Source organism: Streptomyces sp. NPDC002838 (assembly GCF_040295365.1).
Lineage (GTDB): Bacteria > Actinomycetota > Actinomycetes > Streptomycetales > Streptomycetaceae > Streptomyces.
Genome location: NZ_JBEOVF010000058.1, coordinates 16,407 through 38,013, shown reverse-complemented (window position 1 = coordinate 38,013; position 21,607 = coordinate 16,407). Strand labels below are relative to the sequence as shown.

Below are 21,607 nucleotides of genomic sequence, written 5' to 3'. Positions count from 1 at the left end.
TGCCCCAGGTCATCACGGCGCCGAACACGGCGAGAAGGACGTGGTCGCTGGGGGCGCAGACTGTGCTGGCCTGCGGCGCGTGCGAGGGCGTACGGCGCGCAACGGCCCCGGATGTTGCCGACTTCGTCGCCGACGACGCTCAGCCGGCCGGCGGGAATCCCCAGGTCGTCTCTCGTCTGCCTGAGCAGTACGGGGAGGCTGGTGCGCGACGACGCAGTCGCTGTCCCCGATGCCCAGCCTGTTGCGGTGGAGGGCCTCGTTGACCAGCCGGGTGAAGATGTCGGTGATGAAGTGGCTGACCGCCCGCCCGTCCATGCGGATGCGGTGCGCGCCCGGCGCGAGCGTATGCGCGTCGGCCGGCAGGCGGCTGCCGCCGGCCGGGATCAGGACCTGGTGGGCGAGAGTGCCGTCCGAGCCGGGACTGAAGTACGTGAACCCGTGCGCGTGATCCACGGGAGCCAGGATCGCGGCGGCGGCGCCGTCGGCGAACAGGTCGGCCGTGCCCCGGTCGGCCGGGTCGAGGAACTTCGAGTACGCCTCGACGCCCAACACGGCCGCGTACCGGATGTCGGCAGCGCAGCGTAGCCAGTCGTGTGCCACTTTCGCCGCGAACAGCCAGCCCGGGCACGCCGCGCTGACGTCCAGGGCGACAGCGCGGGCGCCCACCGACGCCTGGACGCGGCACGCGGTCGACGGGCCCAATTCGTCGGGAGTGGAGGTCGCGCGGACCAGCAGGCCGATGTCGCGTACGTCGATACGGGCAGCGTCGGCCGCAGCCCGGACCGCACGTGCCGCCACGTCGAAGGCGGCCTCGCCGGGGCCGGCCACATGGCGCACGCGGACACCGGTGCGCTCGGTGATCCACCCCGGGGTCACTCCGGTCTCTCGGGCGACGTCGGCGTTCGTACGCAGCCCGGGCGGCAAGCGGGTTCCCATGCCGACGAGCCCGATGCGGCGGTCGGTACCGCTGCGGAGGTCTCCCGTCATGCCCCGCCCCCGCGTGTCCAGGTCAACGTGTCGCCCAGGGCCGCGGGGTAGTCCGCGGCGGCCAGCGGGGCTCCCGCGACGTCGGCCGGGTAGGCGAACGCCTCGGTCAGGAGCGGCAGGTGCGGCATGATCGCATCGCACAGGCCGTCGGCGGCGTCGGACAGCGCCTCGATGTCCGACGGCCGCAGCGTGCCCAGGGCGAGTAGCGACCCGGACCATCGGCGGGCCGTCGTGACACCGTGCAGAGCCGCCAACGGCTCCAGGGCGGCGAGCAGGGTGCGGTCCTTTGTCCGCGTCAGGATCGCCAGCACATCCTCGGCGATGAGCCGTGTCGCATGGAACTCGCCGAGCAGGCCGGCGTCCTCCAGCAGGGGGTTCCACACGGTGAACGGATCCGCTGAGTCGGTTCTGCGGGAGTCGCGCAACTGCCTGAGGCGACCGGTCAGCAGGTCGTGGTGCCGGCCTGCGAGCGCCGGCCACCAGCGGGGTGACGTGGGAGGTGCGTCCGTCGTCGGGGAGGGTGCGGGGGCGTGGGGCGGTTCGACGAGGGAACGCCCGACGTCGTAGAAGATGAGCCGGCTGTCCCCGCCGGCGGTGTCGAACGCCTGGAGGAAACCGTCGTATGCGGCCATGCGGTTCACGTCCAGGTGGCCGGAGAAGCCGCAGCGGCTCCTGCACTCGGCGGCGATGCGGGCGGCCATACGGACCGTGGCTGCCTTGTAGACGGCCAGCGGCTGGTTGACGGCGGCCCAGGGCGAGAAGCCCGGCGCATCGCCGTCGCGGCGCCCGTGCGCCGCCGCGGGGGTGGTGAGCGACTCGGACCAGAGCGCACGTGCCTGGTGGGCGGCGCTGGTCAGGGCGAACGCGTCGGCAAGCGCACCCAGGACGACGCGCTGCTGGGCCCGGTACCCGAGCAAGGGGGCCTCAGGCGCCAGGCGGCCCTGGGTGCGGCGGTGCCGCGAGTACTCGATGGCAAGCACCGCGACCTCGCGGGAGGTGGCAGCGGCGACCGCCGGCACAGTCGCCCACAGCCCCTGGCCCACGCGTAGGGTGCGCTGCAGGCGCAGGTCGGGCGATCCGGCAGGGTCGTGGAAGGTGCCGTCGCCGTCGATGCGGGCGCCGTCGCTCAGCCAGTGCGTGTACGGCACCCGAAGGTGATGGAAGCGCACCAGTACGTAGTCCAGGGGCAGGGCACTCAACTCCAGCCGCGACGACATCTCGATGCCGGGCAACGGACCACGGTCGTCGGCGAGGTCGACCATGAAGGCGAAGACCCCCCGGTCGGCACCCCCGACGGTCAGCCGGGCGAGCACCACGCCCGTGTGCGGGATGCCCGGCGTCCCGCAGTTGCTGAACTTCGCCGCGGCCGGGTCCGGGGTGTGCAGGACGAACCCGCCGCCCGCCGGGTCGAACTCGGCACGGGTCCGGGTGGCGAGGTGGCTGTTGGCCTCGCCCACCTCGGTGATCAGATAGGTGCCCTTGGCCCGTCCGGACTCCATGGCTGCCATGTGCACCTCGAGGCGTCCGGGATCGTCCGAGAGCTGGGTGAGCGATCCCAGGCACAGCAGGTGATGGACCATTGTCGTCATACACAGGGAAGGGTCGGCCACCGCTGCCCAGGCGTTGAGTGCGGCGAGCTGAGCCGGATCGTCGAGCAGGCGGCGTGCCGGAGGCAGGCTCTCACCCAACTCCCGCAGGCGGGGCAGAAGGAGTTCGCGGGGGCTTTCGGCCGGGGGCTGGGAGGCGAGCGCCTTCTGCAGAGCTGAGAGGAAGGACGAGTCGCAGGGACCGTGGATGAGTTGGCGCAGTTCGTCGCGGGCTGCGGCGGACAGGGCAGCGAGAGGTGTCACCGATGCTCCAGGGAGAGGAAGGGGGGACGGTCACCAGGAGAAGCCGGGTTCTGCGAGTGGGGCGTGCACGGCCGGCACGGCGATGTCGGAGGGGACCCTGCGGGCACTGGAGGCAAGGGCGCTGCCGGTGCCGGCCTCGAACAGCACGTCCGGCCCATGCGCGGTCACCACCTGGTGCAGGGGGGCGGCCGGACCAGGCAGTCGGCGAGCCGCCGAGCCAGGTCGTCGATCCCCTCGTAGGCGCGTCCGGCCACGGCGACAGACAGGGCAGAGCGGCTCGGCCCGGTGGTAGGCCCGTACGGCCTCGGCGAAAACCGCGGCCTCGGCGGCGAGCGAGGGGTGGTGAGAAGTGAGGGGCAGGTGCGGTCGTACGGCGGTCACGCCGACGCCGGCCGCCGCTTTCTCCACGCACGTCAGCGCGGGCAGTGAACCGGCGATGACCACGGACTGGTCGTCGTTGACGACGGCCACCGCCGCGTCCAGCGTCTGTGCGCCCGCCAGTAGGCCGTGCGCCGCGCGGGTACCGTCGCGGATCGTGAGGATTCCGGCGGCGGTCAGCGTCGTGATCTCGCCGAAGCTCCCCCCGACGACCGCCGACGGCGCTCCCGTCGATGTGGCACAAGGCCTGATGCTCAGCCAACGGCGCACGGGACACGGCGAGTTGGGCTGTCCCGACGCGTGCACCAGCGAGGCCGCGCCCGCTCGGGGGCGCCGGACCCAGCAGCCGAGGGCCGAGAGGGCCCAGTCCTCGCTCGACCGCGATCTCGTCGCCCTCGTGGAAGACCGCCGGACCGCCGTCCGTACGCCCCGGGCAGGGCCACATCGGGCATGACTTCTGCGCCCCGCGGTCGGGGGTGTGCGGGACGAACTCGTCGGCCTCGGAGTCGTACACCGCTTCGGTGCGTACGGCGATATGGCTGCTGCCGGTGCCGAGTTCGGTGATCAGGACGGCCCCGATGGACTCCATGGAGGTCAGGCGCTCCACGTGGCGGGCGAGGTCGGGGAGGGCGGCGGCCGCCTGGGCGAAGCCGACCAGCACCGCGCAGTGGTGGACGTTCACGGGCAGGGACAAGGCCGGGCAGGCCACCGCCGCCCAGTCGAGCACGGCGAAGAGCCGGTGCGAATCGTCGAGGAGGGTGAGGCCCAGGGGCACTCGGCGGGTGACGAACCGCATCCGCTCGTAGGTCAGCCGGTGGTTCTGCTCCGGTGTGACGTCCGGGCGGGGCTCGGAGATCTCGTGCCGGAACACCTCGTGCAGGTGCGCCCGGGTCTTCTCGTCGGTGGGCCTGGGTACCAGGTCGGCCAGGCCCTTGCGGGACTTCTCCGACAGGGGTGCCATGGTCTCCGCCTTCTCGCAGTGGTGTCTCAGGACGGTGTCTGGGATCCACGGCGCCGGGCCGGTACGCCCCCAGGGGAGGCACTTCGCCCCTGGCCATCGGGCGCCCCGCTCTCTTCGTTGCCGGCCTCGGGCGCCGGCTGTTTCCGGTACCGACGGTCCTTGACGGGCGGCCGCTCGTACCTCGCTCGTGCTCCTCGTCGCTTACGGCACCGCGGCGCCCTGCGCAGACCGCGGGGCCGCGCCGACGGCGGGCGCCGCCCGCACTCCGATCAGGCGCGCCAGCAGGGTCCCGTCCGGCGCCGCGGCCCAGGCGGCGCCGCGGTCGTCCACCGCGCTCAGCGTGATCCGGCCCGGGCCGTGCAGGCGCAGCAGGCCGGTGTCGTTGTCCGTGGTGAACAGCTCCACTCGGCCGATGGCCGTCGGTACCCGGGCGATGCCGGGATCGGCGTCGGGCTCGGCGCTCCGGCCGTCGATGAGCAGGGCGATCTGGGTCAGCGCGTCGATGAGCAGGACGGGCAGCCGGCAGGCGGCGAACCTCTCGCCCCACTCGCCGACTTCGGGCGCGAACCGGGCGGTGGCGCTGCCTGCACCGACCCACAGGTCCGTGAGGGAGGCGAACGGGCCGGAGAGCCGGATCGGCGACCGCGGCCGGTAGAACACGGGTGTGCCGGGGCGGGCCGCCTCCCGGCCGGGCACGGCGGGCGCGTCCACGGTAGGTGGTGTGCGCGGTCCGTACTCCACGCCCAGCTCGGCGTGGACGACGTCGGCCCTCAGCACCCGCCCGTCGGGGGCGGTGATGTCCCCGAGGACGCGCACGGTCTCCAGGCCGGTCCGGTCGGCGCGCAGGCTCCGGGTGCGGTAGACGCTGTTCGGCGCCTCTTCCCGGGTGGTGACGGGCCGTTGGAAGACGAGCTGGTGCAGGGCGGTCACCACGGCGGCGGGCTGCTCTCGGGTCACATGCTCGGCGGCCAGCTCGGCGATGAGCGAGCCCGGGAGGGTGGGCAGCCCGCGCAGCGTGTGGTGGCGCAGATAGCCGTCCCGCCCGGTGCACGGGCGCCAGGTGAGCCCGGGCTGTCCTCCGGTGGACCGTTTCGCCGGGTCGGAGCTCCGTGCCCCCGGCTCTTCGGAACGGAAGAAGGTGCCAACTCGCTGAGCGGACGGCCCCGGCCGGGCACCGGGCCGCGGTCGACCGTCGAGCAGGGCGCGCTCGGCGGGGCCGAGGTAGGTGATCTCCGGGTGGATCCGCGGGGCGGTCAGCTCGGCGAGGAACGTCCTGGTGCCCTCCTCGTCGCTGATGCCGGTCAGCAGGTCCTGACGGCGCAGCAGCTCACGGGTGACCGGCTCGGCGGCGAACCCGGACTCGTCCCACAGGGACCACCCCAGAGTCGTCTGCACGCCCTCACCGAACCTGTGCTCCCAGCGGGCGGCGGCGGCGAGCAGGTCGTTGCCGGAGCAGTAGTCGGCCTCGCCCGGCCAGCCGAGCACCGCCAGCAGTGAACCGAAGTCGAACCAGCGCCGGGGCGCACGCCCGGCGAACGCGCCGCGCAGATTGAGCAGTCCGAGCAGCTTGGTGTCGCGGACCCGCCGCACCCGGTCGAGGGTGAGTCTGCCCACCGTGCCGCCGTTGTGCAGTCCGGCGGCGTTGAGCAGCAGGTCCACCCGCGGGTGGGCGGCGTGCACCTGGTCGACCGCCGCCCGCACGGCGGCGGGGTCGGTGAGGTCGCAGACGATGTGGTGCACGCGCTCGGGCCCGCAGTGCCGGGCCAGGCGGTCCAGGGTGTCACGGGTCTGCGCGGCGGCCGAGCGCCGGTCGTACTCCGCGCAGAGCCTGGCCACGCTCCAGTCGGGGTGACGGCGGCGCTCCTCGGTGAGGAAGGCCGCACGGGAGCCGATTCCCGGGCGGACCGCGGGCCGCTGGCGGCCCAGGACCCAGATGGCGGGTGCGGCCTGCGCCGCGATCGCCTCCAGGACGCGTGCGGTCAGCCCCCGGCTGCCGCCCGCGGCCACCACCACGCTGTCCCGGCCGATCGGCAGCCATGCGGGCGGCCGCTCTGGCACTGGGGCATCGACCAGCTCCGGAGCGAACCGGCCGCGGCTGTCGTGGACCGAGACCGCCAGACGCTGCTCCCTGGCGGTCTCGGCGGCGAGCAGCTCGAGCCCCGGGTCAAGGCCGGAGTCCTCGGTGAGCACCGCGATACTCAAGGCGTCGGGCTCTTCCCGGGCCAGGGCCTTGACCAGGCCGGTGAAGACACCGGTGGCCGGGTGGGGCACGCCGTCGCGGACCGCGTCGAGGAGCAGCACCGCACAGGAGGCGGGGGAGTGCTCGCTCCACCGCTGGGCGGCGAGGAAGGCCAGGTCGTGCAGCGCCCTCAACCGGTCCACCGCGGAAAGATCGTGCGGGTCAACGGTGTTCGCCTCGACGTCGGCGATGACCCGTAGGTGCTCGATCGGCACATCGAGGTCGGGCAGCAGCCGGGCGAGCTGGTCGGGATCGGGCAACTGCCGATCTGCGCCGCCGTCAGGCGGCGGGGGAGAGACGACCGTGACGCCCTCTGGGACCCGGTAGCCGTTCAGCAGCGCTGGGTCGGCGACGGCGACCAGGGTCCGCGGCGGGAACGCGGGCAGCCCCGGACGCACGTCGCGCGGTGGCGTCGGGGTGAGCCTGACCTCCACCCGCTCGCAGCTGCGCTGCCCGTTCGCAGCGGCGGGCGGGTCCACGGTCGGTGCCGCCTCGTCCTTCGGCACCGCCTCGCGTTCCGGGGCCGCGTGGTCTTCCCGCGTCGCCGGGTCTTCCGGCGGCGCATCGGCGACGTCGAGGTGGAGCTGGGGCCCCCAGTCGGCGCAGCTGCTGATGGTGCGGGTACCGCTACCGCCTTCCAGGCAGGCGAGCACCGCCAGGACCGGGTCGGCACCCAGGTAGGTGCGCCCGGCGCCGGAAAGGGGCGGCATCCGCCGGGCACATGTGTCCGGGTCCCCGGCCGCCATCCGGGTGCGCACCCTGGCCAGCACGGGCAGCCGCTCGGCGCGGGCGGTTGACTCCCGGGCGAGGACGAGCAGGAACGCCCCTTCCGAGATGACCTCGCCGTCGCCGTCGAGTACTGCCCGCAGCTCCTGGGTGCTGTTGCCGTGGACACCGGCGACGACGGCCAGGTCCAGGTCACCGTGGCGCAGGTAGCCCTCGGCGGCCCGCAGCGCGGCCAGGCCGGCGTCCGGACCGGTGTCCACGGTGACGTTGAGACCGTGCATATCGGTGCGGGAGGCCAGCCTGGCGGGGATGACGTTGGGCATGATGCCGGGAAAGGAGTCCTCGGTACTCGCCGGAACGAGGCCGCGCACCTCTTCGCCGACCGTCGCGAGCGCCTCCTTGACCTGCGGATCCCGCTTCGCGCCCGCCGGCAGGGCCCGTTCCAGGTCGCCGAGGTAGCAGCGCAGCGCGTAGTGCACCGCCCGCCGGGTCGGCCCCATGTGGCCCGCGATGACGCCGGTGGTGTCGTGCAGACGCCGGCACGCGTCGCGTACGCGCTCGTCGAGACCCGCGAACGCCCTCAGCGTCATGATCTGGGCCCGGTCCATGTTGCGCAGGGTGGCCGGGGGCAGCGGCACCTCCTGGAAGCCGGGCAGCGGGTAGTCGTCGCCGAAGCCGGGGTCCGGGGCTGGGGCCTGACCGCGCAGCCAGGCCGACAGCCGTTCCCGGTCCTGTGCGCCCGGCACATGGGCGGCCCCCGCCACGATGACGATGCCGTCGTCGTGGATCCGCGGCCCGTCCAGCCGGTCGGGGCAGTCCTCGGTTTCCTCCCGCAGGAGCAGGTGGGCATTGGTGCCGCCGAAGCCGAACGCCGAGACGGCCACCGTACGCGGGCTGCGGTCGGGCAGCTTGATCCGCTCGGGCGGCGGGACGAACCGGCTGTCCTTCAGCGCCGGGATCGGATCACTGAGGTAGCGCTGGGGCGGGACAGCGCCCTGTCGCAGGCCCAGCAAGGCCTCGACCACCGAGACGGTCCCGGCCGCCCACCCGGTGTGACCGATGATGGCCTTGTTGGACGACAGCAGCGCGGGCGGCCCGGCACCGGCGACCTGGTGAAGACTGGTCAGCTCCGCCTTGTCCCCGGCTGGTGTGCCGGTGCTGTGCGCGATCACCCAGTCCACCTCGGCCGGGTCGACCCCGCCCTGCCCGTAGGCGCGGCGCAGCGCGAACTCCTGGCCCTCTTCGTTGGGCGCGTAGATGGCCTTGCCGGAGCCGTCGCAGGACAGGCCGACGGCGGTGACGACCCCGAAGACCTCGTCGCCGTCCGTGCGGGCCCGCTCCAGGCGTTTGAGCACCAGCACCCCTGCCCCGTCGGAGAACAGGACCCCGCTGGCACCCTGGTCGAACGAGCGCACCTCACCGGTGCGGGAGAGCCCCTGCAGCTTGGAGAAGAGCACCAGGTTGCGGGCGCTGTAGGCGAACGCGCCCCCGCACGCCGCGATGTCGCAGGTCCCCTCGCGCAGTGCCTTGACGCCCAGGTCGAGGCTGTACAGGGAGGAGGAACAGGCGGTGTCCACCATGACCAGCTCGGTTGCCTCGGGCAGGATGCCGGCGATCGCATTGCGGCCGACCCGGTGCGGCAGGCACTCGTGCGGCGGCGCGTCACCGCGGTCGTAGCGGTGGGCCAGCCACTCCAGCACCTTCGGGGCGAGGGCGTCGTCCACCTTCCTGGACAGCCGCTCCCCGTAACCGGCCAGCACCAGGTGCTCCTCCAGGTCCTGGCTGCCGTCCGCGGTGTAGCCGAAGGCCGCCAACCAGCGGTCCTCCGGGAGCTGCCGCACCTTCTCCAGCGCGCTGTACAGGCTGTGCCGCAGCCACAGCGTGGTGGACTCACAGCTGCCCACCCGCCCGGCGTCCAGCTCTGCCCGCAGCCTGCGGTGCGGCCGGAAGTCGGTGATGAACCCCGACTCCCGGGTGTAGGAGCGGTCCTCCACGTCCGGGTCGGCGGAGTAGAACGAGGTGGCGTCGTAGCGGTTCGGCTGCCCGAAGGTGTTCTGCTCGCCCTCCAGGGTGTGCCACAGCTCCTCGGGGGTGTTGGCGCCGGGGGTGACCACCCCCATCCCCACCACGGCGATCAGCGCGCCGGGGTCGGCCGGCACGGGCGGCCGGGGCCGAGCCGCAACAGAGGAGGAACGGGACGTGCGGGCCGCCCCGCCGGTGGCGGCGGCACCGGACGGCTTCGACCGCTCGACCGTACCGGAGCGCTCGGGCGGGGCGGCGGAGAGCAACGAGGCACACAGCGACATACCGCCGTCGGCCACCACGTTCTGTCCGGTGATCCAGGAGGCGTACGGAGAGGCGAGGAAGACCACCAGCTCGGCGAACTCGTCCTGCCTGCCGAGCCGGTGCCCCAGCGGAGTGGCCTCGCGCACCCGGTCCATCAGGATCCGGGCGTTGGGGAACCGCCGTACGACGGTGGAGTCCAGCACCCCGGGGGTGGCCGCGTTGACCCGGATGTTGCGCGGAGCGTACTCCACCGCCAGGTACCGGGTGAGCGCCTCCACCGCCGCCTTCGCCCCGGCGCAGGCGCTGTACTGGTGCAGCACCAGGTTGGCGCCGATCGAGGAGACGTTGACGATGGCACCGCTCCCGCGCCGCTCCATCAGGGGAGCCGCGTGCTGGGCGCACCACCGGGCGCCGTGCAGGTCCGTGTCCCAGGACCGCTGCCAGTCGGCGTCGGTGAGCTCGTCCACCGGGCCCAGCCGGCCGGCCCCGGCGTTATGGACCAGGATGTCGAGACCACCGTGCCGTTCGGCCACCGTGTGGAACATCCGTGCCACATGGTCGGCCTTGGCGACAGACGCGCGCACCACCTCCGCCGAACCCCCGGCCGCCTCGATATCCTCGAGGAAGCCTGGTGCCTCGTCGTGCCCGTGGAAGTAGTTGGCGATCACATGCGCACCGTGGGCGGCGAACGCGCGGCTGATGGCGCGTCCGGTGCCGCGGACGCCACCGGTGACCAGGACCACCTTTCCGCTCAGGTCGCCACTGCGGGACTCGGTCATGAGCTGGCCCCCCGTGCAGGCTTGGCCAGGACGTGCTCGGCAACGTCGGACAACGTCTCGAACGTGCTCAAGTTCAGGCTCCCGGGGGCGTCTCCGAGGTCGAACTCCTCGACCACCCGGCGCAGCAGGGCCGTCTGCTTGAGCGAGTCGACGCCGAGGTCGGCCTCGAACCGCGCGTCCTCGGTGAGGACGTCCGGCGGGTACTCCAGCGCCGCCGCGTACAGTTCGCGCAGCCGCTCCAGGACCTGCTCGCGCGAAGCGACCTGCTGCGGATCGGGGGCGGATACCGTGTCGGGTGCCGGATCCGGCGCGGTGCCCTGCGCGATCCGTTCGTGCACGGCGGGATCGACGGGCCGGGCGGGCTCGGTGTCCTGCGCGAACTCAGTGGACTCGTTGGACTCCATTGACTCGGCGGGCTGTGCGGGCTCGACGGGCGCGGCCTGTCCCCGGCCCGCGGCCACGGCTTCGCGCAGCGCCTCGGGCTCCCGCTCCGGGTCCTCCAGCGGAGCGAACGTCCGCACCGCCGGAACGGTCAGCTGCACACACCGGGTGAGCGCACGCATCGCCCCGGTCTCGATGAAGGTGTCCGCGCCGCGCGCGTGCAGGGAGCGCACGGCGTCGGTGAACCGCACCGGGAGCACGAGACACTCGCCGAGCAGCCGCACCAGGTCGTCGTCATCGGTGTAGCGGCGGCCGTGAACCGGGGAGACGACCCGGTCACGCAGGGGCTGCTGGCGGACCTCCCGGGCGAGTTCGGTGAACCTGTCCACCGCCGCGCGCATGGACGGATGGTGGGAGGCGTACGGGAGGTTCAGCCGGGTGCAGGACAGATTGAGCGCCCGGGCCACGCTCTCGGCCCGTTCGATGTCGCCGACCGGACCGCTCAGCACGGTCTGCCGGGGCGCGTTGTAGCAGCCGATGACCAGGTCGGAGTCGTCCAGCACTCCCATCAGGTGCCGGGCCACCGACTCGTGCGTGGCGACGGCGGCCATGGCCCCGTTGCCCTCGAACTCCACCAGCGCCGCGGTGCGCGCGCACACCAGGCGCGCCCCGTCGGCGAGGCTGAACGCGCCGCCCGCCACCAGTGCTGCGATCTCCCCGAAGCTGTGCCCCACCAGGGCGACCGGCTCCACACCCCCCTCCGCCAGAACTCGGTGGACCGCCACCGAACCACCGAAGATCGCCAGTTGCATGACCTCGGCGCGCCGTCCGAGCATCTCCTGCACGGAGGGCGACTGTTCGAAGAGCAGTTCCGACAGGGCGGGGACGCCGTACTCCACCGCGACCGTGTCGATCTCCTTGAAGACCTCGCTGATCTGCGGGTGGGTCCGGTTGGCCTGGCGCAGCATCCCGGCGGAGTAGGCGCCGAGACCGGGAAAGAGAAGGACGGTGCGTGAGCGCATGAAATCTCCCTGATCGAGGGCATTGCCTTGCGGCTCCCGGGCGGGGGAGCGGGCGGGCCGGTGAATGCCCATGGGCATCGGCGACCAGGAGGTCCGGCAGCGCGGCGGCGTGCACGGTGGCGCGGATGTCCGCCTCGTGCTGGGCTCGCCGTCCACGGCGCTGCGGTCGACGTGGTGAGCAGTTCGGCGGTGCGCTGTCTGGACCGCTGGTGGATCACGTCGTACCGGCTCACTGCGCCGACTGTCCTCCGGACGTCGCGGCCGTCAGTGCCGCCGGCCACCCCTCCATTGCACCGGTCCGTGGCCGGATCGGGGGCAACTGCGGTTGGCCGCAACAAACTCTGGTTATGTGCGCGGAAGGACCAACCGCGTTCTTGCGCCACCCGCAGTGGGCGGACCCGGCCAACTCAGCCCGCACACTGGCCCGACTCATCGGAACGGGGCCCGACCATGGCGAAGCTGAGGGTCCGGCTCGAGGGCGGCCCGCGCGAACTGCTCGACTCACCCGCTGTCCGGGAGACGGCGAGCCTGGACGAGGAGATCAAGCTCCCGTACCGCGGGAGATACGAGCACCTCTCCTCCGGGGGAGACGCTCATCCTGCACGGCGAGCGACTGCCGCTGCTCCAGTGGAACGGCCGGACGGCGATGGCCGAATGACGCGGTCACGGCCGGTGCCCACCGGGCACGCCTGGTGGGCACGGCGTGACCGGCTGCCGCTCCGGGGCCGCTGGTCAGAGCAGGCCGGCCCGCTCGGCCAGCGCCCACAGCTCGTGCCGGACTACGGCGTCGTCCTGGAGCAGCACGGCCTGCAGGACCTCCCGGGCCTCGGCGTTGAAGCTCATCTCCTCGGGGCACGCCTCCTCGGCCTGCGACAGAGCCCACGTGGCGCCCACCGCCTGGCTGCTGCGGGCATACGCCCGAGCGAGGCAGACGTAGTACTGCACCCGGCGCTCTTTGGTGGGCAGGCTGACCACATCCACCTTGGCCGCCTGCTTCAGCGCGTGCTTGTCGTTGCCGAGGATCAACTCGATGCGGATCGAGTGGGTGTCCACATCCGTCGAGTTGAAGGGCAGGACGGGACCGTCGTGCTCCTGCACGACCCGGTCGGCAGCCCTGTGCGCCCCCTCCAGCAGCCGCCATGCGCGGTCCTGGTCGTTGTTGACCGCGGCCACCTCGGCGGCAGTGAGGTGCATCGCCCCCCAGGCACGGAGCAGTTCCGGAGCCCCGTCCGCCGCCCGGTGTCCCACGTGTCGCAATATCGCGAGGCAGAACTCCATTGCCTCGTCCGGGAAACCGTTGTCCAGTAGAGCTGCCCCGTAACAGGCGGAACAAGCGACCTGTGTGGCTTCGTCCCTGCTCATTCTGGAATCCAGCATGCCGCGCTCGATAGCCAGCAGGGCGAGCGGATAATCACCGAGCTGCCGCAGTAGGAGCGAGGTGAGTCGATGGGCGTGTGCCAGGACCTTGCAGGCTTCCCGGTCGTCGTGCCGGTCCAATTCCTTTGCGTAATTCAGGAGTTCGCTGACATCGTTGAGAACGCGGCTGTAGCGTCGTGCGGAATCCCGCCAGACCTCGAACGCCTCCATGAGGCGACTGTGCAGCCATTCGGTCGCCACCCGGTCCGAAGAGGGGGCTGCCTCCACCGGCGACCAGCGGTGGAGCAGTGCATCGCGAACCGACCCACTCGCCGGACCGTTCTCCTGAACGGACTTCGCGCGGTCGGCCGGGATTCCCAGGAACCGCGAGACATCCTTGACTTGGAGCACTTCCGCTAATCGTATCAGTACGGAAAGGCGGTCGACCTGTATCTTGCCCTTTTCCACTTGACGCAGCCATTCCGGACTGTATCCGACAAGTGAGGCAAGAACGCGCCGTGAAATGCCTCTCCTGTGGCGGAGCAACTCAATCTTCCGCCCCAGGGGAAGATTGGAAACCTCGGGCATACCTGTCCCCCAGTGGGGCGGAATTCGCGTGAAGACGAAAAATCGATGTACGTTGCCGGTTCTATTACCCTTAAACTGTTGGGTCAAACAGGCGGTTCACCATGTGCACGCGGCAACGACCTGGGGATACATGGGAGTTGACCGACGACGCGACGGCTCTCGTCGAATGGCGGCTGCCCGCCGGGGCGGCCAAGGATCGCAACATCGACGCCGCTGAGGCGATGGGCCTCAGCTGTGGCGAGTGGCGGCTGCCCGCCGGAGCGACCGAAAATCCGCAACGCGGATCGCGACATCACGGGCTTCGTGGACTCCGCGGTGGCGGCCCCCTCTGAGGCCGTCGAGGACCGCGACGTGGCGTTCGATTGTGCCGCCCACCTTCGACTCCGTAGTGACGGTCGCCCTCAGAGGACCGACCGCCACGTCGCGCCCGCGTTTGGGTAAGACAGGCGGGTACCGGGTGGCCCGCGCGGGCGATGGTGCAGTGACGGGAGACTGGGTCGCAGACGGCGTACAGGCAGGTGGCCTCGATGTCACCGTTGGTCAGGTCCGTGCTCTCGGCCCCGCCGGCCACGCGGTTGACCAGGTCGTGGAGGTGGGTGAGCAGTTCGTCGGAGGGCCGATGTCGGCGAGTGTGCGTACGGCGGTGCGTAGCCGCCCCATGGTGGCCGAGGCCTGGGTGCCGGCGGGCAAGTAGCGGGAGGCGACGTCCAGGGCCGACTGTTTGAGCAGGTAACCCAGCGCTGTATCGACCAGATTCGCCGCGTCCCCCAGCTCGCGCCGCTCCAGCGCGGCCTCGTCCCCCGAGGCTGCCGCGAGCTGCCCGGCCTGGTTGTTGTCGTAGGCCGCCAGCACCTTGTACGCCGCAAGCCTCCGCAGCTCGTGCGACGGCAACCACGACGACGCAAGCTACGGAAACGCCCGATCTCCCGGACGGCCGGCTACGGCCATCACCGGCTTGTAGTTCAGCCACGACCAGGCATCGATCATGAATTGGCGCAGGCCCATCAGCGGCAGTCTCCCGTTGTTGGCCCCGCGCCATCCTGATCAGAGTAGTAGGCGCCTCAACACGCCTGCCCACCTCGAAGCAACATCGCGTCGGCCGCAGGCAGCCACGGTCATCCCACTCCTGTGCCACTTTCGCCTCACTGCCTCAGCGGCATCCAGCGACCGGGGCGGCGATCCAGGCGGGGACGGGACGGCGCGGGCCGATGTCTTCACCTCGGCAGCTGCTTTCCCACTCGTTGGCCTCGGCCGGCGTCTGGTGGAGGGCAGGCCACCTATGGGCGCGGGAGGAGAACTCGCGAGGACCCGCGGCGACATCCACCACCTGTCCGGCAAGCCCAGCACACGTGTGCCCCCTGGACATACCGTTGAGAGCCACGAGCCGTCTTCCGACGCCCGTCAGCGTGTCACTGGAGTTCGCTGAAGCGTTCGGTCTGGCGGGTGCGTCCGGCGACGATGATGGTGTCGTCGGCTTCGACGACGGTGTCGGCGGTGGCGTAGGTGAAGTCTTCGCCGGGGCGTTTGATCGCGACGACGGTGATGCCGTAGCGGGAGCGTACGCCACTGTCGGCCAGGCGTTGGCCGACGATGTCGGTGGGTGGCGTGGTCTTGACCATGGCGAAGTCGTCCTCGAACTCGATGTAATCGAGCATCCTGCCGCGCACCAGGTGGGCGACGCGCTGACCCATGTCGTGCTCGGGGTAGACGACGTGCTGGACACCGAGCTGGGAAAGGATCCGGCCGTGGGCTTCGCTGATCGCCTTGGCCCAGACGTCCTGGATGCCGAAGGAGACCAGCAGGGAGGCGGTCAGGATGCTGGCCTCCAGGTCGGTTCCGATGGCCACCACGGCGCGGTCGAACTCGTGGACGGCCAGCTGACGCAGGACGGCTTCCTTGGTGGAGTCGGCGCGCACCACGTGGGTGAGGGAGCCGGACAGCAACTGCACGACCTCCGGGTCCTCATCGATGCCCAGGACCTCGGTCTCCTCATCCGCCAATTCCAGTGCCAGGGCACGCCCGAAGCGGCCCAGGCCGATGACCACGACGGAGTTGTTGCGGGCGATACGGCGGGTTTTGTGGCTGCGGTTCCTAGCCAATGACGGGTCGCTCCTCGGGCAGGTCGTACATGCGGACGCGCTGGCGCAGGGCGAGCGCGGAGGCCACGGTGATCGGGCCCAGCCGGCCGATGAACATCAGCACGGTCAGCAGGACCTGCTCGCCGGCGGGCAGGTCGGCCGTGATGCCGGTGGACAGGCCCACGGTGGCGAAGGCGGAGACGACTTCGAACAGCGACTGGTCGAGGTTGATGTCAGTGAACACCATGAAGACCACCGTCGACGTCACCACGGCGGCCACCGACAGCAGGACCACGGTCAGCGCCTGGCGCTGGGTGTCGCCGTGCAGGCGGCGGTGAAAGATGTTCACCGCTCCTTCGCCGCGTACCTCGGCGTATATGACGAAGAACAGCACGGCGAAAGTGGTGACCTTGATGCCGCCCGCCGTGCCCGCGCTGGCTCCGCCGACGAACATCAGCACGTCCATGCCCAGCCAGCTGGCCGGGTTCATTTCTGCGGTGTCGATGCTGTTGAATCCCGCGGTGCGGGGCATGACTCCCTGGAAGAAGCCGGCCAGCAGTTTGCCGGGCACATCGAGCCGTCCCAGGGTCGCCGGGTTGGTCCACTCGATCGCGGTGATGAACACCGAGCCGCCAGCCAGGAAGACGACGCTCGCCCAGATCACGATCTTGGTGTGCAGTGACCAGCCGTATGGCCTGCGCCAACGGCGGCGCAGTTCGAACAGCACAGGAAATCCCAGCCCGCCGGCGATGACCGCCAAGGCGATCGGCAGGCAGATCCACCAGTCGGTGACGAATCCCATCAAGCTGTCGGAGTAGAGAGCGAACCCGGCGTTGTTGAATGCCGAGACGGCGTGGAAGACGCCCAGCCACAATGCCCGTGGCCAGGAGTTGTCGTAGCCCAGGCCGAAGCGCAGCGTGAGCACCAGCGCGGTGATCGCTTCCAGGGGCAGGCTGACCTTGACCACGCCGGAGACCACCGACCGCACCTCACCCAGCCCCAGCGTCTTGGTCTCTGTCGCAGCGGTCAGGCGGGCCCGCAGTCCCATCCGGTGGGAGATCAGCAGGCCGAGCAAGGAGGCGAAGGTCATGATGCCCAGCCCGCCGAGTTGGATCAGCACCAGGATCACGCCCTTGCCGAATCCGCTCCAGTAGGTGGGGGTGTCCACCACCACCAGCCCGGTCACGCACACGGCCGACGTCGAGGTGAACAGCGCCTCCAGCAAGGTCGCACCGCCCGGCCCCGCCTTCGCGACCGGAAGCATCAGCAGCCCGGTACCCGCCAGGACCGCCGTGGCGAATCCGGCCACGACGACCTGCGCCGGATGCCGCAGCCGCGGCCACCGTTGGCTCACCACAGGCGGCCTGGCCCGGATTCTGAGTAGTCGCCCGACGTCCGGTTCGCGATGAAGTGTCAGTTCGGTGGGGTTCCGGGGACCTGAAAGGCACGGGCTTCCAAGATCATGGAGTTCTCTACGCCCCGTGACCTGTGTGGAAGACCGTGCCTGCCGATGCGTCATCGCCGATCCCGCCTGTCTTTGACCAACTCCACGAGCATCCTGAGGCCGTACCCGAGGAGATCCCGGACCTGCTGGAGAGGCTTGCCGAGGTGCCCGACCCCCGAGATCCGCGCGGTGTTCGCGCGCTTTGGTCGTTGTACTCGCGTTGGCCGCATGCGCGGTGCTGGCCGGGACGACGTCTTTGCCGGCGGTCGGCGAGTGGATCGCTGACGCCCCGCCGCATGTCCTTCAACGCCTCGGTGTGCGGTTCGATCCGTTGTGCCCAAAACGGTGCCTGCCCGCGGAGACGACAGTCCGGCGGCTGGCCCGTATCGACGGCGACGAGTTGGACCGGGCGGTGGGCCGTTGGCTGGCCGATCGGCGCGTCAGCAGCGACAGCCACCTGTGCGAGCTCGCGGTCGACGGGAAAAGCCTGCGTGGCGCGGCCCGGGCCAGGTCCGCAAGATCCACCTGCTTGCCGCGCTGGACCACGCCGCCGGCCTGGTGACGGCCCAGCTCGACATCGGCGAGAAGACCAACGAGATCACCTGCTTCCAGCCTCCGCTTGAGACCATGACCGACCTGGAGGACGTGGTGGTGACCAGCGATGCGATGCACACCCAGCACGAGCACGCCGACTGTCTCCTCGGCCGGGGCACGCACTACATCCTGGTCGTGAAAGGGAACCAGAAGAAGCTCCGCAAGCAGCTCAAGTCACTTCCGTGGAAGCAGCTTCCGCTGCAGAACCGCACCCACGGCGCCGGGCACGGCCGGGGCGAGATCCGCAGGATCAAGGTGTGCACCGTGAACAACCTGCTTTTCCCCGGCGCTCGTCAGGCCGTCCAGCTCAAGCGCCGCCGAGTGGACCGCAAGACCGACAAGATCAGCGTCAAGACTGTCCACGCCGTCACCAGCCTGACCTCCGAACAGGCCACGCCCGCCGAGCTCGCCCGGCTGATCCGTGGTCACTGGAAGATCGAGGCCCTGCACCACGTCCGAGACGTGACGTTCGCCGAGGACGCCTCCCAGCTGCGGACCGGCTTTGCACCCCGCGCCATGGCGACCTGGCGCAACCTCGCCATCGGCGCCCTCCGCCTCGCCGGGAAGGCCGACATCGCCGCCGGCCTCCGGCACAACGCCCGCGACGCCAGCAGGTCGCTGGCCCTCCTCGGACTCACGTGATCACGAAACGGACGTCACTCGACTGAGCCGAAGCCCTGAGGACGGTTCCGACGCCGCAGTCACTCCAGCCACGACAAGATCATGGCATCGCGTCCAGCAAGCCATGGCGGACGGGCCGACGGACGGCCGGGTCAGGGATATTCTCGGACGGTGTCGAATCGGGCGGTAGCAGCTGGAGTAGGTCTCGCGCGGGTGATGGCGCACTGCGGGGGCAGCCCAGCGGCAGCCGTGCAGTATCTGGCGGGTGCCATCGCCTCCGCGCCTGAGAACCCCGAGCCCCCGTTCTTGCCGAGTTGTGGAGGGACAAGCCGTCGGAGCTGGCCGAACTCGTTCAGGGGGCCAGCTCCTTGAGGGCGGTCCTGGCGCAGTCGTACATCAGCTTCCTTGAGGACGACATGGACGGCGCGGCGCTGGCGATCGGATCGGTCACGGGTGTGCAACCCGACATCGCATGGGCCAAAGCCCCCTGGTTCAGCGATGCACGATTTCTCGGTGCGGTGAGTTCCGGCGCGCTGGCCGAGGCCGCAATGCGGACGATGGACTATGGCCATGATCTGGACACCGAAAGCATGCGGGAACGGTTCCGGCCCTGGTTCCATGCCATCGATGTGGTCTCTGCCCGCCAGCCGTTGCCGGAGGCGTTGGCCAAGATGGCGATCTTGCTGCGGGCGTGCGGTCTTACCGATGCGTCGTTCGCCCTCTGCGACCAGGCGGACTCCGCTGAGCGGATCATGCTGACGGAAGTCGTGCGAGCAGGCACGTGGCGCAAGCTGGGTGATCCTGAACAGACCGCGGCGGCGTTCGAGCGCGCTCTTGCCCTGGACCCGGCCAACTGGTCGCTCTATCTCGACCTGGCCGACGTGCGAGCCGAGCAGGGCGACTTCACGGCTGCGGTCCGGCTGCTCGATCAGGGAATGAAGCACGAGCCGACTGAGCTCACACTTCGCGCGGCCGGGGCCGCCTACCGCGCACGGCTTACCGGCTCGCCTGCCGAACTGAGCAAATTCATCGAACTGGCGCCGCATCTGCCGAACGCCTCGTACCGGGGCCTGCTGATTGATCACGCATGTGCTGGTCCCGCCCTGCCTGCCGACCTCGTGGCTGCGGCTCGCCGCATCCAGAACAGCTGAGGCTCCGCTGTGGGCCCGCACGGTCCCACTCAATGATGACGGCTCCTCACAGGTCACGGGGCGTAGAGAACTCCATGAACCTTGGAAGCCCATGCCTTTCACGTTCCCGGAGCCCCAGCGAACTGACACTTCATCGCGAACCGGACGTCAGGCGACTACGCCGAAGCCCTGCCTGGCGGACCGCCTGGGCGTCTCGACCCGCACCGTGCAGCGCTACCGCGCAGGACAGTTGACGAAGCCCCAGAAACGACTCCCGGCGGCCTTGGTGGAGGAGACGGCTTCCGAGTGGAAACCGCAGGTCAGGGCACGCGTGAGGGAACGCGCGGCCACCTTCAGCGGCATGATGGTGGAGGTGGCCGCCTACTTCGGGTTCACCTGCTCGGGCAGCTCGGACGATGGCTGCGAGCGGTTCATCAGCACACCGATCCCGCCCACCTACGCCTCCCAGATCTTCCAGATGCAGGAGGCCGGTGCGACGGAGGAGGACCTGCATCCGGTCTTCGCGGAAGCCATCACCGAGTCGTATTTCACGGATTGGGGCACCCGAGCGGACGGTCTCCGCGCGGATTGACACGCGTGCGGCCGATGGATTTCCAGTTCTGACCACACGGAATTCATGGCCTGCTATAAACCGTATTCGCGGGCCGCCGCACAGCGCTCTGGCGGCGGCCCGCACCCTTACAGCGCAGCGACGAAGCGAGACCCTGATGGACACCCCCTGGCCGCCCCGGCGCACTGTCCGCCGATCCGCTCCCCGCGCGGCCGCTCCCCGCGAGCCGGTCGACCACGCCCGCATCGGCCGGGGATGGGTCCGTGGGCTCGCCGGGGGCATGAACCACGACCAGGCGCTCGCCGCGCTGGAGAACGCGCGCTTCGATGCACGGCAGGGCTCCCGGCACGAGGACCGGCCCGGCCGCGCGGAGCGCCGGGCCGCGGAGCTCGCGGAGTGGGACCGCCTGGTGCAGCTGCTCGCCGACGGCGGCACGTACGACCGGGACACCGACACCGTCGTCCATCAGGACCCCGCCGTCGAAGCCGCGGCCGCCGAAGCCCGGGAGGCTGAGCAGTTCCAGCGCCAGCAGCTCGCCGACCGCGCGGACACCATCGAGCGCCTGGCCCAAGCCGACCAGCTCGCCGGGATCGTGCCGCGCGACGGCGACGAAGCCGTCCGCATGGAGCTCCTGCGGCGCGACAGCTTGCGTATCGAGGCCGTCGACGCGTGGCTCGCGCACGCCCTGGCCGCGGACCTCGGGCACTACCGAGACCCTGCCGCCCGCGAGGCCGCCGCCGGTCTCCTGCCGCCGCCCCTGCTCGCCCACGCAGCGCTGCTCGCCGCGCTCGCCCGCCTCGCCCCCAGCTCGGACACCGGCCAGCTGGCGTTCGCGGCCCGGCTCACCGCCGCCGACCCCGAGGCCGCCGCCGACCTCGCCGACTTCCTCACCCGCGCCATCAATCCCTCGGGGAGCCCGGCATGAGCGGTCGCCAGGAGCACGAGGAACGCGACTTCTGGCGAAGCCAGGAGCAAGCCCGAGTCCGCCTGAAAGGCAGAGGGACGCCGATTACTCCTTGGAGTACGCCCAGTGCTGGAACAGCAAGGGGCAGACGGCGCCGACCTTCGGCATCAATCCGGGAAGCAAGGGACCAGTGCGCGGCGTCTTCCAGATCCCGAGGAACGAGAAGCCCACCAGCGTCTGGGTCACGTCCGGCACGGCCGTCACGACCATCGACGGCGTTCAGCCGGGCTACCTCGTGCTCCTCAACTGATGCGTGCATGGGCGAGCCAGGTACGCGAGAGACCACGCCACGCTGGATCCCCGGACGCCGCAGGTCAGTGCTGTTGGCGGTTAGCACGTCACGCCGCTCACGCTTCGGTGACACGAACTCACCAGTCATCAATCCTCGATGGCAATGATCAAGGTTCGATGGCACAGGACAGGCAGGACGAAGGACGGGCCATGACTGATCCTTACATGGAATCGAGTCTCCGTTCGGGCCGGGGCGGTTCAGTGTCACAGGACCTCTGACCTGGACGTTTGTCGGACTGCCTGGACTGTATGGACCCTCTGACCTGGGCGTCAGCTTCTGGGGGTCAAGGGATCGCGGGTTCAAATCCTGTCGTCCCGACTTGCGGAGCAGCAGGTCAGAGGCCGTATCGGGGCATACCGA

The 21,607-nt window shown here is 70.7% G+C and carries 16 protein-coding genes and 2 pseudogenes; 9 read left to right on the top strand and 9 right to left on the bottom strand.

Annotated features, from left to right (window positions below):
- Nucleotides 1-12: 12 nt before the first annotated feature.
- From ABT063_RS43430 to ABT063_RS43420, 3 genes are read right to left on the bottom strand one after another with little or no spacing between them, the layout of a single operon-like run.
- Nucleotides 13-987, bottom strand: coding sequence for a 3-oxoacyl-ACP synthase III family protein (locus ABT063_RS43430; RefSeq protein WP_502991004.1), 975 nt, complete (start codon nt 985-987; stop codon nt 13-15).
- On the bottom strand, nt 984-2,837 hold the full coding sequence (locus tag ABT063_RS43425; protein ID WP_351066484.1) for an acyl-CoA dehydrogenase family protein: 1,854 nt from the start codon (nt 2,835-2,837) through the stop codon (nt 984-986). The genes ABT063_RS43430 and ABT063_RS43425 overlap by 4 nt, the downstream gene beginning before the upstream one ends.
- Before the next feature lie 30 nt (nt 2,838-2,867).
- On the bottom strand, nt 2,868-3,485 hold the full coding sequence (locus ABT063_RS43420; RefSeq protein WP_351066483.1) for an ACP S-malonyltransferase: 618 nt from the start codon (nt 3,483-3,485) through the stop codon (nt 2,868-2,870).
- Nucleotides 3,486-3,736: 251 nt separating this feature from the next.
- Here ABT063_RS43420 and ABT063_RS43415 point away from each other — a divergent pair, with 251 nt between their 5' ends.
- Complete coding sequence (locus ABT063_RS43415; RefSeq protein WP_351066482.1) at nt 3,737-4,021, top strand: hypothetical protein; 285 nt, start codon at nt 3,737-3,739, stop codon at nt 4,019-4,021.
- Between the two features lie 356 nt (nt 4,022-4,377).
- Here ABT063_RS43415 and ABT063_RS43410 read toward each other — a convergent pair whose 3' ends face one another.
- Nucleotides 4,378-10,206 carry an SDR family oxidoreductase gene (locus ABT063_RS43410; RefSeq protein WP_351066481.1) on the bottom strand — a complete coding sequence of 1,943 codons (5,829 nt, stop codon included), beginning with the start codon at nt 10,204-10,206 and terminating at the stop codon, nt 4,378-4,380.
- Nucleotides 10,203-11,609 carry an acyltransferase domain-containing protein gene (locus ABT063_RS43405; RefSeq protein WP_351066480.1) on the bottom strand — a complete coding sequence of 469 codons (1,407 nt, stop codon included), beginning with the start codon at nt 11,607-11,609 and terminating at the stop codon, nt 10,203-10,205. Before ABT063_RS43405 ends, ABT063_RS43410 begins: the two co-directional genes overlap by 4 nt.
- A 450-nt stretch (nt 11,610-12,059) precedes the next feature.
- Here ABT063_RS43405 and ABT063_RS43400 point away from each other — a divergent pair.
- Nucleotides 12,060-12,176 (top strand): annotated as a pseudogene (locus tag ABT063_RS43400) (DUF5988 family protein); the annotation flags it as partial.
- Between the two features lie 165 nt (nt 12,177-12,341).
- On the opposite strand, the gene ABT063_RS43395 reads toward ABT063_RS43400, so the two are convergent.
- Entirely contained in the window at nt 12,342-13,553 is a 1,212-nt protein-coding gene (locus ABT063_RS43395) for a helix-turn-helix domain-containing protein (RefSeq protein ID WP_351066479.1), read from the bottom strand.
- 137 nt (nt 13,554-13,690) lie between these two features.
- Between ABT063_RS43395 and ABT063_RS43390 the strand changes: the two genes are divergently transcribed.
- Entirely contained in the window at nt 13,691-13,885 is a 195-nt protein-coding gene (locus ABT063_RS43390) for a hypothetical protein (RefSeq protein ID WP_351066496.1), read from the top strand.
- A gap of 104 nt (nt 13,886-13,989) precedes the next feature.
- Here ABT063_RS43390 and ABT063_RS43385 read toward each other — a convergent pair.
- The 3 genes and pseudogenes from ABT063_RS43385 to ABT063_RS43375 all read right to left on the bottom strand — a co-directional run.
- A pseudogene (locus ABT063_RS43385) lies at nt 13,990-14,366 on the bottom strand (SpoIIE family protein phosphatase); the annotation flags it as partial.
- Between the two features lie 596 nt (nt 14,367-14,962).
- Complete coding sequence (locus ABT063_RS43380; protein ID WP_351066478.1) at nt 14,963-15,652, bottom strand: potassium channel family protein; 690 nt, start codon at nt 15,650-15,652, stop codon at nt 14,963-14,965.
- Complete coding sequence (locus tag ABT063_RS43375) at nt 15,645-16,985, bottom strand: TrkH family potassium uptake protein (protein ID WP_351066477.1); 1,341 nt, start codon at nt 16,983-16,985, stop codon at nt 15,645-15,647. The genes ABT063_RS43380 and ABT063_RS43375 overlap by 8 nt, the downstream gene beginning before the upstream one ends.
- Before the next feature lie 325 nt (nt 16,986-17,310).
- On the opposite strand from ABT063_RS43375, the gene ABT063_RS43370 reads away from it, so the two are divergent.
- From ABT063_RS43370 to ABT063_RS43345, 6 genes are all read left to right on the top strand, one after another.
- On the top strand, nt 17,311-17,637 hold the full coding sequence (locus tag ABT063_RS43370) for a transposase family protein (RefSeq protein WP_351066495.1): 327 nt from the start codon (nt 17,311-17,313) through the stop codon (nt 17,635-17,637).
- A complete protein-coding gene (locus tag ABT063_RS43365; RefSeq protein WP_351066476.1) occupies nt 17,535-18,311 on the top strand; it encodes an ISAs1 family transposase in 777 nt (258 codons plus the stop codon). The genes ABT063_RS43370 and ABT063_RS43365 overlap by 103 nt, the downstream gene beginning before the upstream one ends.
- A gap of 347 nt (nt 18,312-18,658) precedes the next feature.
- A complete protein-coding gene (locus ABT063_RS43360; RefSeq protein ID WP_351066475.1) occupies nt 18,659-19,441 on the top strand; it encodes a tetratricopeptide repeat protein in 783 nt (260 codons plus the stop codon).
- Nucleotides 19,442-19,532: 91 nt separating this feature from the next.
- Nucleotides 19,533-20,012 carry a telomere-protecting terminal protein Tpg gene (gene tpg, locus ABT063_RS52455; RefSeq protein WP_502991003.1) on the top strand — a complete coding sequence of 160 codons (480 nt, stop codon included), beginning with the start codon at nt 19,533-19,535 and terminating at the stop codon, nt 20,010-20,012.
- A gap of 136 nt (nt 20,013-20,148) precedes the next feature.
- Nucleotides 20,149-20,916: a hypothetical protein gene (locus ABT063_RS43350; RefSeq protein WP_351066473.1), complete on the top strand. Its 768-nt coding sequence runs from the start codon at nt 20,149-20,151 to the stop codon at nt 20,914-20,916.
- A 91-nt stretch (nt 20,917-21,007) separates the two neighbouring features.
- Nucleotides 21,008-21,205 (top strand): hypothetical protein, encoded by a 198-nt coding sequence (locus tag ABT063_RS43345; protein WP_351066472.1) that lies wholly within the window; start codon nt 21,008-21,010, stop codon nt 21,203-21,205.
- Nucleotides 21,206-21,607: the final 402 nt, after the last annotated feature.